The organism is Laspinema palackyanum D2c (genome assembly GCF_025370875.1).
Classification (GTDB): domain Bacteria; phylum Cyanobacteriota; class Cyanobacteriia; order Cyanobacteriales; family Laspinemataceae; genus Laspinema; species Laspinema palackyanum.
The window spans coordinates 182,798-196,332 of sequence record NZ_JAMXFD010000005.1 but is presented as its reverse complement, the minus strand read 5'-3'; the positions used below and the strand labels follow the sequence as shown (position 1 = coordinate 196,332).

At 47.1% G+C, this 13,535-nt stretch carries 14 protein-coding genes; 8 read left to right on the top strand and 6 right to left on the bottom strand.

The features are described 5' to 3' along the window. Positions 1–39 precede the first annotated feature (39 nt). From NG795_RS08995 to NG795_RS08960, 8 genes are all read left to right on the top strand, one after another. Positions 40–552 (top strand): adenine phosphoribosyltransferase, encoded by a 513-nt coding sequence (locus NG795_RS08995; RefSeq protein ID WP_367288322.1) that lies wholly within the window; start codon positions 40–42, stop codon positions 550–552. 126 nt (positions 553–678) lie between these two features. After that, entirely contained in the window at positions 679–1,740 is a 1,062-nt protein-coding gene (locus NG795_RS08990; protein ID WP_367288321.1) for an ABC transporter permease, read from the top strand. Between the two features lie 97 nt (positions 1,741–1,837). Next, positions 1,838–2,140: a hypothetical protein gene (locus tag NG795_RS08985; RefSeq protein WP_367288320.1), complete on the top strand. Its 303-nt coding sequence runs from the start codon at positions 1,838–1,840 to the stop codon at positions 2,138–2,140. Between the two features lie 46 nt (positions 2,141–2,186). Further along, positions 2,187–2,963, top strand: coding sequence for an SAM-dependent methyltransferase (locus tag NG795_RS08980; RefSeq protein WP_367288319.1), 777 nt, complete (start codon positions 2,187–2,189; stop codon positions 2,961–2,963). A gap of 124 nt (positions 2,964–3,087) precedes the next feature. Continuing rightward, a complete protein-coding gene (locus tag NG795_RS08975) occupies positions 3,088–3,210 on the top strand; it encodes a hypothetical protein (RefSeq protein WP_367288318.1) in 123 nt (40 codons plus the stop codon). 109 nt (positions 3,211–3,319) lie between these two features. Next, complete coding sequence (locus tag NG795_RS08970; RefSeq protein WP_367288317.1) at positions 3,320–3,664, top strand: cupin domain-containing protein; 345 nt, start codon at positions 3,320–3,322, stop codon at positions 3,662–3,664. 144 nt (positions 3,665–3,808) lie between these two features. Then, on the top strand, positions 3,809–4,114 hold the full coding sequence (locus NG795_RS08965) for a BMC domain-containing protein (RefSeq protein ID WP_367288316.1): 306 nt from the start codon (positions 3,809–3,811) through the stop codon (positions 4,112–4,114). Between the two features lie 121 nt (positions 4,115–4,235). Further along, positions 4,236–4,595 (top strand): carbon dioxide-concentrating mechanism protein CcmK, encoded by a 360-nt coding sequence (locus NG795_RS08960; RefSeq protein ID WP_367288315.1) that lies wholly within the window; start codon positions 4,236–4,238, stop codon positions 4,593–4,595. A gap of 128 nt (positions 4,596–4,723) precedes the next feature. Here NG795_RS08960 and NG795_RS08955 read toward each other — a convergent pair whose 3' ends face one another. From NG795_RS08955 to glyA, 6 genes are all read right to left on the bottom strand, one after another. After that, positions 4,724–5,080, bottom strand: a complete 357-nt coding sequence (locus tag NG795_RS08955) for a circadian clock KaiB family protein (protein WP_367288314.1) — start codon at positions 5,078–5,080, stop codon at positions 4,724–4,726. Between the two features lie 248 nt (positions 5,081–5,328). After that, complete coding sequence (gene kaiC, locus NG795_RS08950; RefSeq protein ID WP_367288313.1) at positions 5,329–7,053, bottom strand: circadian clock protein KaiC; 1,725 nt, start codon at positions 7,051–7,053, stop codon at positions 5,329–5,331. 284 nt (positions 7,054–7,337) lie between these two features. Further along, entirely contained in the window at positions 7,338–9,533 is a 2,196-nt protein-coding gene (locus tag NG795_RS08945) for a Tex family protein (protein WP_367288312.1), read from the bottom strand. A 114-nt stretch (positions 9,534–9,647) separates the two neighbouring features. After that, complete coding sequence (leuD, locus tag NG795_RS08940) at positions 9,648–10,241, bottom strand: 3-isopropylmalate dehydratase small subunit (RefSeq protein ID WP_367288311.1); 594 nt, start codon at positions 10,239–10,241, stop codon at positions 9,648–9,650. 308 nt (positions 10,242–10,549) lie between these two features. After that, positions 10,550–11,953 carry a 3-isopropylmalate dehydratase large subunit gene (gene leuC, locus NG795_RS08935; RefSeq protein ID WP_367288310.1) on the bottom strand — a complete coding sequence of 468 codons (1,404 nt, stop codon included), beginning with the start codon at positions 11,951–11,953 and terminating at the stop codon, positions 10,550–10,552. 287 nt (positions 11,954–12,240) lie between these two features. After that, positions 12,241–13,524 carry a serine hydroxymethyltransferase gene (gene glyA, locus NG795_RS08930; RefSeq protein WP_367288309.1) on the bottom strand — a complete coding sequence of 428 codons (1,284 nt, stop codon included), beginning with the start codon at positions 13,522–13,524 and terminating at the stop codon, positions 12,241–12,243. Positions 13,525–13,535: the final 11 nt, after the last annotated feature.

Here is a 13,535-nt window from a genome sequence, read left to right as displayed (position 1 = left end):
CCATCCTAAGCACTCTTTCATCTTCTAAACTTTACGTTTATGGATATAAAATCTCTGGTTCGTGACATTTCCGACTTTCCCAAACCGGGCATTCTGTTTCGGGATATTACCACCCTCCTGCGAGACCCCCAGGGTTTACGGTATGTGGTGGATACCATGACGGAAAAATGTGCCCCTCTCCAACCGGATTGCATCGTCGGTATGGAGTCTCGGGGGTTTCTGTTTGGGGTCCCCCTCGCTTATCAACTCGGCATCGGGTTTATCCCGGTTCGCAAACCGGGTAAATTACCCGCCCCTTGTCACGAAGTTGAATATGAGTTGGAATATGGCAGCGATCGCCTCTCTATGCACCAGGACGCCATCCCACCGGGTTCTCGCGTCTTAATTGTAGATGACTTGATTGCCACTGGGGGAACTGCCGTTGCCACTGTCCAACTTTTAGAACTCGCCCAAGCTGAACTCGTGGGCTTTTGCTTTTTAATTGAATTGCAGAATTTGAACGGACGACAAAGACTCCCCAATGTCCCCATTTTGAGTTTGATAGAGTATTAAATAGACAATTAGAAATTTCCCGGGCTTGATTCCCCAAAAGTCTCTGGCGCTCTCCCTCTTGGCCTGAAAAATCCAACCTTTAGGAAATGAGCCACCGAACAATCATAGACAATAAAAATAAAACCTATGGCTACTACTAAATCTCCCTCGGGTCGCCAACGCCTAGACTCGGCAAAAGACAGCCTGACTAACGCCTTCACCAGCGAGACCTTTCTTTATGTTGTGAAGCGCTTATTACAGGCATTATTAACCCTATTACTAGCCTCTGCCCTGAGTTTTTCAATTATTCAATTGGCCCCGGGAGATTATTTAGATACCTGGCGGCAAAATCCCCAAATTGCCCCCGAAACCTTAGATGCTTTGACCATCCGATTTGGTCTTGATCGCCCTCCGGTTGAGCAGTATTTCCGCTGGCTAACCCAAATTATCACCCAAGGAGATTTTGGGTATAGTTTCAAATATCTTCGCCCAGTAACCGAATTATTATGGGAACGGATTCCCAATACCCTGCTGTTGTCCTTTTCTTCCTTAATCCTGACTTGGGCGATCGCCATTCCTTTGGGAATTATCAGTGCCGTTCAACAAAATACCATCCTTGACAAGTTCTTGCGAACTCTCAGTTATATGGGACAAGGGTTTCCCAGTTTCATTACTGCCTTGTTATTCCTGTTTTTAGCCCAGCGACTCTCACCCCTCTTTCCCGTGGGCGGCATGACGAGTATTTATTACAATGAACTCACCCCCTTCGGCAAAGTTGTGGATATTGCTTGGCACATGATTTTACCCACTTTGGCTCTCTCGATTACCAGTTTTGCCGGGTTGCAACGGATTACCCGGGGGGAATTATTAGATGTCCTGCGGCAAGATTACATTCAAACCGCCCGCGCTAAAGGATTGCCAGAAGATCGCGTGATTTACGTTCACGCACTCAGAAATGCTATCAATCCCTTAATCACCATTTTAGGCTTTGAATTTGCCGGTTTACTCAGTGGTGCATTTATTGCAGAATTCTTCTTTAACTGGCCCGGGTTGGGACGATTAATTTTAGATGCGGTCAGAAGTCAAGATATTTATCTAGTCATGGTCAGTTTGATGATGGGTGCAGTTATGTTAATTATCGGTAATTTATTAGCGGATTTACTCCTGAAATCCATTGATCCGCGTATTAAATTGGCTAATCTCAAATAAACTACAATTTGGGATAATCAGGAGGGAAATCATCCTGATTATCTCCTAACTGACGACGACGGTTTTATCCCTTTTAATCCAAACAGTTTAGATAAGTATGTACTCCCAAATTCATTATTTAATTCGGTCCAAAATTGACGGTAGCTATATTGCAGCCCATCCCGATCGCGGAAATAACCCAGATAAACCAGCAGATTCTGGGTATTTGCTGCTGTTTCGCGAAAACTTTGATGCCTTAACCTATATGAATAAATACGCCCCGGACCTCAAGGACCGAGTGGCGATCGAATCCATACCCGGTTCTCAGCTGGGTGCTATCCTGAATCGGTGGGGGTTTACAGGAGTCGGTCTCGTTCAAGACCCCCTGCTGCCCCGGGTGGAATTTTTAACGAAAAGTTAAAGGATTTAAACCCCTTTTTGGCATCAAAAATTAGGAAGTTAATATCATGACAACAGTCCCTTTAAATTTTAAAACAGCCCCAGGACATCAAATTTTAGCTGCTGCGGGGAAAACAGTTCTCAGACCCGGAGGACGGGCGGCAACTGAGCAGTTATTGGAATGGGCTAATTTTCAAGGGGGAGAAACGGTACTGGAGTTAGCCTCCAGTTTTGGGGAGAGTGCGATCGCCATTGCTCAACGGTTTGGAGTGCGGGTGGTTGGGGTTGAAAAAAATCCCCAAAGTGTTGAGCGATCGCGCCAAAATATTCGCGATGCTGGATTGGAATCTCAAATCGAAATCATCGAAGGGGATATTTTCCATTTAGAGGAGATTCCTGGAGAATTTGATTATGTTTTAGCCGAAGCCATTTTAACCCTGCAATCCCTCCCGGGAAAAACCAAATTGGTTAAATCCATTCGCCAGAAACTCAAACCGGGAGGCAAATTTCTCTCCCAAGAAATGCTGATTCGAGACAAAGAAGAAGAAATTCATAAAGTCTTAGCTAAAGTCATCCGGGTCAATTCATCGCCCCTTTCCCTCAACCATTGGACAGAACTTTATGCCCAGGCGGGGTTACAAGTGCAGCAAACCCACAGCGGAGGCATGGAATTATTGAGTCTTCCCCAACTCATTCGCGATGAAGGATTAGGGGGAACCATCCGCATTGCCAAAAATATCTTAACCAATCCGCCGTTAAGAGAACGGGTGTTAGAAATGCGCCGGACTTATCTCAATTATCAAAATGAGTTAGGTTACGTCACCTTTTGTGCGATCGCTCAATAAGCGGATTGCAAAACATAAATCATCCAACTGTTTGTAGTAACCCCTTCAGGGGTTTCTTTAAGATGACTCAGTTCATGAGTCACTACGAACAGTTTGTAGTAACCCCTTCAGGGGTTTCTTTAAGATGACTCCTTTACTGAGTCACTACGAACTGTTTAACCCTCGTTCCCTGGCTTTGCCGGGGAATGCCAAATCAGAGGTTCTGCCTCCTGAATCAATTACCTTGAATCAACACCCCTATCGTTAATCCATCCCCATCTCAAGGTAACAGCCCAATTTCAAGTATTTCTTGGTAGAATTTAGAAACAGTCCCTTGAATTCAAGGGTCTGGAACAATAATAGGAGTAAAGAAAACCATGACTGCGATCGCCCCTAATAATGCAACTTTTACCACCCAATTAAAAACCCTGATTGAATATCCCGCCTCTGGAGTTCTGAGCAAAGTTGTTTTACAAGATAAAGCTTGTCAATATACCTTATTTTGCCTAGCTGCCGATACGGATATTTCTGAACATACCGCCCCACGCAATGCCACCGTTAATGTCATTGAAGGGCGAGGCATCCTTACCTTAGAGGGAAAAGAAATCATCCTAGAACCCGGTGTATTTGTGTTCATGCCCGGTAGCGCCCCTCATGCTTTAAAAGCGGAAGAAAATTTAGCCTTTTTGCTGACTTTTTCTGAAAATCCCAAAGCCAGCTAAAACCCACGGGAGAGTAGGCGAGGGAGTCCCCCCAACCCTCGGCTTAATTCTCCCATCGCGCGATCGGCACTGAGCGGTAAAAATAGGCTCAAAACCCCCTACAATTAAGGGATACCTTTTATCGTTCGAGGAGACAGAGCGAGAATGCCTGCTGCTGTTGGAGTAATTCAAACATTAGGGTTTCCGGCTGTGCTTGCCGCTGCTGATGCGATGGTTAAAGCCGCCCGAGTCACCCTCGTGCATTATGATTTAGCGGAAAGAGCCGAGTTTATGGTGGTAATTCGCGGACCCGTTTCTGAGGTGGAAACGGCAATGGCGGCAGGAATTGCAGCCGGAGAGAGCACCCCTGGGGGTGTGGTCGTCACCCATTATATTATTGCCAACCCCACGGAAAATGTCGTCGATGTCATGTCGATCGCCTACACCGATGCAGTGGAACAGTGGCGATGATTCCTGTCCCTACCTTGGACCCAACAATTCTAAAATAATCCGCATCTGAAGACTAAATGTGTCAACAAGCTGCGTAAAATTGGGTTTGGGAGTTTTACCGTTTTGATTGAGGAAATAGAGGATGCCATCACAGCAAGCAGTTGGAGCACTTGAAACCAAGGGGTTTCCCGGAATTTTAGCAGCAGCAGACGCGATGGTGAAAGCAGGTCGCGTCACCTTAGTCGGATATATTAGAGCCGGAAGTGCGCGGTTCACCGTGATGATTCGGGGGGATGTCTCGGAAGTCAAAACAGCAATGGCGGCAGGAATTGATGCCGTAGAGCATACCTTTGGGGCAACCTTAGAAACCTGGGTGATTATTCCGCGTCCCCACGAAAACGTCGCATCGGTGCTGCCGATCGACTATTCCGATAGTGTGGAAGAATACCGGCAAGCGACCGAAGGGATGCGACTCCCTCGCGGAAATGGTACACCGCTCTAAGCACAGATGAGGGAGGAGTCCCCAGAATTGGGGCGCACACCATCGTGCGCTCCTTCTCTTGCATCGGCTGGATAACAGGAGTCCGGCGAAACCTCAAAGCGCCTTTAACTCCCTATCCTTTGCCCGGGTTAATTGGAGCGATAATAGTTAATATCTAACCCCAAGAGGACCTTTTCCGTATTTGCCAAATCCCCAATAAACTTCTGGAGCGGGGGCGGCAGTTTCTTAACCAAGGTTGGAATAGCAATAATTTGTTCTTGTTCCATCAGTTCTGGCTGTTCATAAATATCAATAACTTCTAATTCATATCGTCCCGGTAAATATTCTTCACAAATATTTTTAATTTTGTTGAAAGCGCGATTAGAGTTAGGCGTATTTCCGGCAATAAATAAGCGGAGTAAGTATTTTTCCTGCGGAGGTCGCGACAAAAACTCTTCAAATACATCGACCTCGGGTTTGGGGGTTTTTTCCGGTTTGTTTTCCATGTTCTTTTCCTTGAATGAGTCACTGATATCATGGGCTACTCCTAAACGAGAAATAGCAGAGGTTTCAACATTGATACGAATTCTTGTGAGTCCGGGGAAGAGGGTTCGTTAGCCCTTCCCGACTTTGCAGGGGAATACTCGAATTGGAGGCTGTAGCCCAGTTTCTACGAGGGATAATCTCTTGTGATCCGCTACAGAAACAGAAGGCTGACTCGCTCTTTCACCCGTCACTGAATACATTAGATACGCTATAAGTCAGTATTCCCCTCAACCCGTCGCATTTCCCCCATTTTTATTTCAGTTTCTCGGTGAATTTTTTCCTCCAACTCTTCTTTATGGATCATCCGTTCTATCTCAGCTTTTTCTAATTCAAAATCCGCTTGCAGTGCCTGAATTTTGGCTTCAATCACCGCCCGCTTCCGTTCGATGTTTCGTTGTTTGGTTTCAATTTCTTTTTGCCGCACTAATGCATCTGCTTGTTCGCGAGATTCCTGGACTGCACGCGCTGAACCCGTGAGTACACCTCCGGGTCCAAGATACGCTTTGATTAATTCTACCCCGGATGAACTCAGGCGAAATTCCCGGACTTGATTCGAGTGTTCCATGCCGCGAGATTTGAGTAGGTAAAGTAATCGATTGCGTTCGCCGTTGGTTTCCATATCCCGCAGCATCAGCCAGGTATCCATTAATGAAGAAACCCCGATATCTGTGCGTTCTAAGGTTGTACTGCTGCTGATGGTGAGGCTTGTCATCAAACTGGTGATAATGTGGGTTTTCAGAAAGTCAATCAGGCGCATTAGAAAAGATTTGACCTCGATATCATTGCCGACATAATGCAGGTTAGAAATCGGATCGACAATCACAACCTGGGGTTTTAAGGTCTCGATCGCATGATAGAATTTGACTAGGTGCATTTCTAACCCATACAGGGTCGGGCGAACGGATTCAAAAACGAGTAGCCCATCTTGAACGCAACTTTCTAAGTCTAAGCCAATCGAGCGCATATTTCTAATAATTTGGTTGGGAGATTCCTCAAAAGCAATGTACAAACATCGTTCTCCCCGCCTACAAGTTGCCTGGGCAAAATGTGCCGCTACCGTACTTTTTCCAGTGCCTGCGGTGCCACTAATTAAAACACTACTGCCGCGATAAAATCCCTGACCTCCTAACATGGTATCAAGGCGGTCAATTCCGGTAGAAATTCGTTCTGTAGAAACTTGATGATCCAACCCAATTGAGGTAATCGGGACAACCGAAATTCCGTCTTTTTCAATTAAAAAGGGGTATTCATTGCTGCCATGTTTGGACCCGCGATATTTGACAATATGTAAAGTCCGGGTGGCAATGCGATCGCTAACTTGCTGTTGCAGACGGATGACACAATCGGAAACATATTCCTCTAATCCTTGGCGAGTTAGGGAATTTTCCCCACTTTCGGCGGTAATAATCGCCGTCACCCCTTTATCTTTCAGCCAGCGAAACAACCGACGCAGTTCGCTACGCACGATCGCCTCGTTGTCCAATCCGCCAAATAATACTTCTAGGGTATCCAAGGCAACGCGCTTGGCTTGGACTCGATCAATGGCGATCGCCAGTCGCAGAAACAATCCTTCTAAATTATATTCTCCAGTTTCTTGAAACTCACTGCGATCGATATGCACATAATCAATCCCTAATTTTTTTTGGTCTTGTAATGCCTTAACATCCCACCCCAGAGAGATGACATTTTGTCTTAATTCTTCGGCAGTTTCTTCAAAGGACATAAACACACCCGGTTCATCATAGTCCTCAACCCCCTTGATTAAGAACTGCATCGCCATCAAAGTTTTCCCACAACCGGCAGTTCCACAGACTAAAGTGGGTCGTCCCTGGGGTAATCCACCCCCGGTTATTTCATCCAAACCTCGAATACCCGAGGGACATTTTTTTAACTCCTGCGGTTCAGTTTTCCCCTTAAAATTTTGTTGAATCATAATTTTACAAATGTATTTTTGAAAGCTTAGACAATGATTACCCTGTAATTTATTATATCGCGCCCTCGGTTCTATCTCTCCGTGCATCAAGTCGGATAACGACTGAAGTCGTTACTACAAACGGGGAAATTTCCTCTTCTCCTTGTTCGTAGTAACGACTTCAGTCGTTTCTTCCCCAGGGTCGGAATGAACCCGGATAACGACTGAAGTCGTTACTACAAACGGGGAAATTTCTGGGTTTCTGCGTTCGTAGTAACGACTTCAGTCGTTTCTTTCCCCGCTATTTAACGAGTTCTGCGGTTAACTCCCATGCTGGGATTCGGTCGTTCCTGCTGCGATCGCATGGTGAGACTAATTCGCTTTAACTTTTCATCCACCGAGAGAACCCGCACTTTCACCACCTGTCCCACCTTCACCACTTGATTCGGATTATCCACAAAGCGATCGGCGAGTTGGGAAATATGCACCAATCCATCCTGATGCACTCCAATATCCACAAATGCGCCAAAGTTGGCAACATTAGTCACCACGCCTTCTAATTCCATCCCCGGTTGCAAATCCTTCAGTTCATTCACCCCTTCTTTAAAGGTGGCAGATTTAAACTGAGCACGAGGGTCTCGTCCCGGTTTTTCTAACTCCGCAATAATATCCCGTAAGGTGGGAATTCCCACCAGTTCGGTGACATATTTATCCAACTTCACCGATTTGAGTTGGTCCGATGCTTTGCCAATGTCGGTTAAGGGGACGTTTAAATCCGCTGCGATCGCCTTCACTACCGGATAACTCTCCGGATGCACTGCTGTATTATCTAACGGATTCTCTCCGCCGCGAATTCGCAAAAATCCCGCCGCCTGTTCATAGGTTTTCGGTCCTAATTTTGCCACTTTCAGCAATTGCCGACGATTTTTAAACGCCCCATTTTCATTGCGATAGGTCACAATATTTTTAGCAATGGTTGGCGTCAATCCTGAAACAAAAGTCAGCAATTCCTTAGAAGCAGTATTTAAGTCTACGCCAACATAGTTCACGCAACTTTCCACCGTCTCCTCTAATTTTTTCCGCAGTAACTTTTGGTCCACATCATGTTGATATTGACCTACCCCAATGGATTTGGGGTCAATTTTTACCAATTCCGCTAATGGATCTTGCAACCGTCTGCCAATACTAATCGCACCTCGGACCGTTAAATCTAAATCGGGAAACTCCTCCCGCGCCACATCACTGGCAGAATAGATTGAGGCACCGGATTCATTCACCATCACTTTAATGGGTGGAGGAGTACAGGTTTTAATTACCTCGCCAATAAAAGCATCAGTTTCTCGTCCCGCAGTTCCATTGCCAATGGCAATCAATTCGATTTGATATTTCCCAATTAGGGTTTTAATCGTTTTTGCTGCTTCTAGGCGCTGCCTGTCACCCGTATGGGGGAAAATGGTGTGATATTCTAAAAACTGTCCCGTGCCATCGAGAACCGTGACTTTGCATCCGGTTCTAAATCCGGGGTCAATGGCGATCGTCGGTTTCATCCCCGCAGGTGCCGAGAGTAATAACTCGCGTAAATTAGATTCAAAGGTGCTAATTGAAGCGAGATCCGCCTCTAGTTTTTTCAGCGATCGCACCTCAGTCGTCAGCGAATTCTTCATCAACCGATTAAACGCATCTTTTATCATCTCCCGATAAAAGTTTTTAATCTCTGGAACCTTGGTTTTAATTTCCTGCGACTCCAAATATCCCAACACCTGAGACTCATCAAAATCCAAATCCAAGGTAAGAATCTCTTCCTTTTCTCCCCGAAACAAAGCTAATAGGTTATGCGGCGCAATATCCTTGACTTTGGCCTGATAATCCCGGTACATTTCATACTTGGTACTCCCTTCGGGATGCTCATCCTTAATCTTGGAAGCAAATCGTCCTTCCTGTAAGAAATAATCCCGCAAATAGGCCCGAGATTCCGCCCGTTCCGAGACCGCTTCTGCTAAAATATCCGAAGCACCTTGGAGGGCATCTTCTACCGTGTTAATGCCATTTTCTGGGGAAAGATATTTCGCCGCTTCTGCTGCTAAACTGGCCGTCGCTTTACTGAAATTGAGAACCGCAATCCAGTCCGCTAAGGGTTCCAACCCTTTTTCACGGGCAACCGTGGCGCGAGTCCGACGCTTGGCGCGATAGGGGAGATAGAGGTCTTCGAGTTCAGTTTTTTGCTGACAGGATTCGATTTTTTGCCGCAGTTCATCGGTGAGTTTTCCCGCTTGGGAAATGGCCTCTAAAATTACTTTTTTACGGTCTTCTATTTCCGTAATATAAGCAAACCGTTCGGCAATATCGCGTAACTGAACCTCGTCTAAAGACCCCGTGCGTTCTTTCCGATATCGGGCAATAAACGGAACTGTTGCTCCTTCCTGTAACAATTCTAAGGCATTTTCAACTTGCCACAGGTTAACGGAGAGTTCTTGACTGATAATATTGGGAATGTTGAGCATGGCTTTTTTTTATCGAGTAAGGGTTTCAATCCCTACCAAATTGCTAAACTCGGTAAAAAATTTAAAGGATTGAGGGGGTAAGTTACCCCCGGTTACAAGTCATCGTTGCGATCGCTATTTCCAGGCGAGATAAGGCAATTGACCAGCGGTGGTACGGATGGAATCGCGATTTCCGACCAATTGTCCGCAGGTATCCCAAGTGCCGGTGGTGAGCATTTGGTGGGGACCTGCTGCCATATTAACCGATGCACTAAATCCTGGGAACTGCACCTGTTTCGCCTCTAAATCTAAGGTGATTTCCAGATTAGGATTCTCGGCGATCGCCTCTTGCAAAGTTTTCACCGTGGCAGGGTCAGCGGTGACACAGGGAACCCCCATCGCCACACAATTGCCAAAGAAAATCTCGGCAAAACTTTCGCCAATAATGCCACTAATTCCCCATCGGGCAATTGCTTGAGGTGCGTGTTCCCGACTGGAACCACAGCCAAAATTAGCATTCACCACCAACAATTTTGCGCCTTGATATTGAGGTTGGTCAAAAGGATGAGTCCCATTAGATTGGGCGCGATCGTCCTTAAAAACTTCTTCCCCCAATCCATCAAAGGTCACACAGCGCAAAAACCTGGCCGGAATAATGCGATCGGTATCAATATCATTTCCCACCAGGGGAATTCCCTGGCCCTGAATGATTTTTACTTGACTACTCATTGATGATTTTTCTCCTTGATTTGACTTGCTGTTGATCGCGATATCCGCTGACATCCGCCGACATCCGCAGGGGGTTTAAACCCCCTGCTAATAGCTAAAGTCGGTTAAAACCGACTGCGATAATTTGGCCGGTTCTCCGATGGACCGCAGGGGGTTAAAAACCCCGCTTGCTCATCTTATAAGTTCATGTTTTTAGTCGGTTTTTAACCGACTTTAGCTATTAGGCGGGGGTTTAAACCCCCGCCGGTTGTTAATCCCCGCCGGTTGTTAATCCCCGCCGGTTGTTATCCCCCGCCGGTTGTTATCCCCTACAACAACTCCCGAACATCAGAAACCACCCCATTAATAGCAGCAGCAACCACCATCGCCGGACTCATTAATAACGTGCGACCTTCCGAAGACCCTTGACGACCTTTAAAATTCCGATTAGAAGAAGAGGCGCTAATTTGACTCCCTTGCAACTTATCGGGATTCATCGCCAAACACATAGAACAGCCCGATTCACGCCATTCAAAGCCCGCTTCTAGGAAAACTTTGTCTAATCCTTCCGCTTCCGCTTGCTTTTTCACATCCTCAGAACCGGGGACAATAAACGCTTTAATTCCAGGCGCAACTTGACGACCTTTGGCAAATTTTGCTGCTTCTCGCAAATCACTAATTCGCCCATTGGTGCAGCTTCCTACAAAGCAAACATCCACTTTGGTTCCAGCAATGCGATCGCCCGGATTCAGTTTCATATACCGATACGCTTCTTGCGCGATCGCCCGATCGCTGTCGGATAATTCCTCCGGTGTGGGAATCGTTTCATTGATGCCTATTCCTTGCCCCGGTGTAATTCCCCAAGTCACCGTTGGCTGAATGTCTGCCGCATCAAAAACTACCACATCATCATATTCTGCATCTGCATCACTGCGGATACTCGTCCACCACTCTACCGCCTGACTCCAATCTTCCCCTTTCGGTGCAAATTCTCTACCTTTGAGATAGTCAAACGTGACCTGATCGGGATTAATATATCCACATCGTGCACCACCTTCAATGGCCATATTACAAACGGTCATCCGTTCTTCCATCGACATTTGCTCAAAGGTGGTTCCCGCATATTCATACGCATATCCCACGCCGCCATTCACCCCTAATTTACGAATCAGGTGCAGGACGACATCTTTAGCATAAACTCCCGGATTCAGAGTGCCATTGACTTCAATTTTGCGAACTTTTAGCTTAGAAAGCGCTAAAGTTTGGGAAGCTAGGACATCGCGCACTTGACTGGTACCAATCCCAAAGGCGATCGCCCCAAATGCGCCATGAGTTGAGGTGTGCGAATCCCCACAGGCGATCGTCATTCCCGGTTGGGTGAGTCCCTGTTCCGGTGCAATCACATGGACAATTCCCTGCCGTCCTGACCCGACATTATAAAAGCGAATATTATGCGCCTTACAATTGTCCTCTAACGCCACAATCATCTCTTCTGCCAGGACATCGGCAAAGGGACGCGCTTGATTTTCAGTCGGTACAATATGATCTACCGTTGCCACAGTCCGTTCTGGAAACAACACCTTCAGTTCCCGTTCGCGCAACATGGCGAATGCTTGGGGACTGGTGACTTCGTGGATGAGGTGCAGTCCAATAAACAACTGGGTTTGTCCGGAGGTTAGAGTACCGACGGTATGTAAATTCCAAACTTTATCGAAAAGTGTCCCCTTACTCATAACTTCATCGGTCTTCGTTGATGGGTGCAATCTTTTATCTTAGAGCGAATCGTCGGCAAGGTGTGGGAATTTGTAGGTTTTATTAAAGATTGGAGGATGGGGAGGTGCTTACAAGAGTATTTTTTTACGATATAACTACACCTCCGGTCCCCTCCCCTTGGCAAGGGGAGGGTTAGGGTGGGGTTCCCTCTTGAGGTGGCGATCGCTTTCGTCACGAGGAACGACTGAAGTCGTTACTACGAACGGGGAGGAACGACTGAAGTCGTTACTACGAACTGAGCTATGGGCTAGGCTAAGGCAGGAACGGGAATGGTCAAATGGGGATAGAGGGGGAAGCGATCGCATAGACTGGCGACCCGTTGGCGACAGTCGGCTGCTACAGAGTCATCCTCGGGATTTAACAGGCGATCGCTGATGATGTTGGCAATCTCGGTAAATTCCGTCGTTCCCATGCCGCGTGTCGTCATGGCAGGAGACCCCAAGCGCAATCCACTGGTGACGAAAGGCGATTGCGGATCGAAGGGGACGGTGTTTTTGTTCGCGGTGATATGCACTTCGCTCACCAGTTTATCCGCTTGTTTACCCGTCATATCAACCGATCGCAGGTCCACCAGCATCAAATGATTATCCGTCCCATCGCTCACCAGTTTCAGTCCTCGGCTTTGCAATTGGGCGGCCATTGCCTGAGCATTGGCAATCACTTGGCCGGAATAGGCTTTAAACTCAGGTTTGAGGGCTTCTCCGAAGGCGACGGCTTTTCCAGCGATAACGTGCTCTAAGGGTCCGCCTTGGGTCCCAGGGAACACAGCTTTATCGAATTTTTTGCCTAATTCCTCGTCATTGGTAAGGATTAATCCACCCCGAGGACCCCGGAGGGTTTTATGGGTGGTGGTGGTGACAACATGGCAGTGGGAGAGGGGATTGGGATGATGTCCCGTGGCGACTAACCCAGCAATGTGGGCGATATCGGCCATGAGATAGGCCCCAACTTCATCGGCGATCGCCCGGAATTTCTCAAAATCAATGATTCTGGGATAGGCAGAATAGCCGCAAATCATCATTTTCGGCTGATGTTTCTTCGCCAAGTCGCGAATTTGGTCATAATCGAGGCGTTCGGTTTCGCGACTGACGCCGTAATGTTCGACTTTAAACCATTTGCCGGAGACATTCACCGGAGACCCGTGGGTTAAATGTCCCCCATGAGAGAGGTCCATCCCCATGATGGTATCCCCCGGTTGCAACAGGGCCAGGAATACGGCAAAATTGGCCTGCGCGCCGGAATGGGGTTGGACATTGGCATGGGCGGCACCGAATAGCTGCTTGGCGCGATCGATGGCGAGTTGTTCAATCTTATCGACAAATTCGCACCCGCCATAATACCGCTTACCGGGCAACCCTTCGGCATATTTGTTGGTCAAAACTGAACCTTGGGCGGCTAAAACGGCTGCGGAGGTAAAGTTTTCGCTGGCAATCAGTTCGATGCCATCCCGTTGGCGTTGTAATTCTTGCTGGATGTAACCTGTAAGCTCTGGATCGGTGGTCGCTAGGAAGTCTAAGTTGGTCTGAGTCACGGCTGAACCTC

Coding starts and splice junctions, on each gene's coding strand:
- NG795_RS08995 (WP_367288322.1), top strand. CDS start 40: ATGGATATAAAATCTCTGGTTCGTGACATTTCCGACTTTCCCAAACCG.
- NG795_RS08990 (WP_367288321.1), top strand. CDS start 679: ATGGCTACTACTAAATCTCCCTCGGGTCGCCAACGCCTAGACTCGGCA.
- NG795_RS08985 (WP_367288320.1), top strand. CDS start 1,838: ATGTACTCCCAAATTCATTATTTAATTCGGTCCAAAATTGACGGTAGC.
- NG795_RS08980 (WP_367288319.1), top strand. CDS start 2,187: ATGACAACAGTCCCTTTAAATTTTAAAACAGCCCCAGGACATCAAATT.
- NG795_RS08975 (WP_367288318.1), top strand. CDS start 3,088: ATGACTCCTTTACTGAGTCACTACGAACTGTTTAACCCTCGTTCCCTG.
- NG795_RS08970 (WP_367288317.1), top strand. CDS start 3,320: ATGACTGCGATCGCCCCTAATAATGCAACTTTTACCACCCAATTAAAA.
- NG795_RS08965 (WP_367288316.1), top strand. CDS start 3,809: ATGCCTGCTGCTGTTGGAGTAATTCAAACATTAGGGTTTCCGGCTGTG.
- NG795_RS08960 (WP_367288315.1), top strand. CDS start 4,236: ATGCCATCACAGCAAGCAGTTGGAGCACTTGAAACCAAGGGGTTTCCC.
- NG795_RS08955 (WP_367288314.1), bottom strand. CDS start 5,080: ATGGAAAACAAACCGGAAAAAACCCCCAAACCCGAGGTCGATGTATTT.
- kaiC (WP_367288313.1), bottom strand. CDS start 7,053: ATGATTCAACAAAATTTTAAGGGGAAAACTGAACCGCAGGAGTTAAAA.
- NG795_RS08945 (WP_367288312.1), bottom strand. CDS start 9,533: ATGCTCAACATTCCCAATATTATCAGTCAAGAACTCTCCGTTAACCTG.
- leuD (WP_367288311.1), bottom strand. CDS start 10,241: ATGAGTAGTCAAGTAAAAATCATTCAGGGCCAGGGAATTCCCCTGGTG.
- leuC (WP_367288310.1), bottom strand. CDS start 11,953: ATGAGTAAGGGGACACTTTTCGATAAAGTTTGGAATTTACATACCGTC.